Source organism: Pedobacter sp. 05L430, from assembly GCF_056397585.1.
Map to the genome: position 1 here is coordinate 1 of NZ_JBFTNT010000577.1, position 852 is coordinate 852.

Annotated in this window: 1 protein-coding gene; it reads left to right on the top strand. The window is 31.8% G+C overall.

Annotation, left to right across the window (positions count from 1 at the left end):
* Window positions 1–531 precede the first annotated feature (531 nt).
* Window positions 532–852, top strand: a 321-nt coding sequence (locus AC1DG9_RS27415; RefSeq protein ID WP_477635743.1) for a protein rep, incomplete at its 3' end; no start/stop codon positions are given.

Below are 852 nucleotides of genomic sequence, written 5' to 3' on the forward strand. Positions count from 1 at the left end.
GCTATGTGTTAGCTAACTATGTTAGCGAGTTGGTTGGTGGTTTGTTGGGATTAATCCCAACGAAGTACCAACTCAACAACACATTATGCTCCGTTGGTTCCAACCAAAAAGCAATTGGAATAAAGCATTAAAAATAGCCACTCAACAATTAAGTGGCTATGGAGGGTAAAAGAACTTTTTCATATTAAAAGATTTAATGATATGTGGGGATGATGTTACATTTTCACTTTATCATTTATTTATTAATAGTGCATTTAAAAGTATTTAACGATGAGATTTTTTGGCTTTTTTGAAACGAGTGAAACGAGTTTCTTCTTGTCTTGATACTATAGGTAACTATTCCCGTATGGTTACCTATCTCTAGATTAGTTGATATGACTGTCTTTGAACGCAAAAAAAGTTGCTTTTTCATACCTAGTATAGTAGAGTTTATGGTGACCAAACCAAAACTTTACATGAAAGGAGAAAAAGCAACTTTTTTGTTATAAAAACTTTGTATACAACTTAGTTGTTTTTACAGTGATTTAATATATGGAAAAGTATACTGAGAAAAAACGGAGAAATCAAGTATTTCAGAAATTTATTGAACGGCATGTCAAAGAAGGACAAATGGATTTGATAAGGGAGTGCAATACATTCTTGAGTTTTGTGGCAGATAAAACATTAGAGAAACAGAAATTGCATAAATCTAATTTATGTAAAAATCGATTTTGTCCTGTATGTGCATGGCGAAAAGCGAGAAAAGATGCGTTAGGTTTATCATTGATGATGCAATATATTAAGCAAAAAGAAGATAAACAATTCATCTTTTTAACACTTACCACGCCAAATGTTACAGCTGAGCATTTAGAA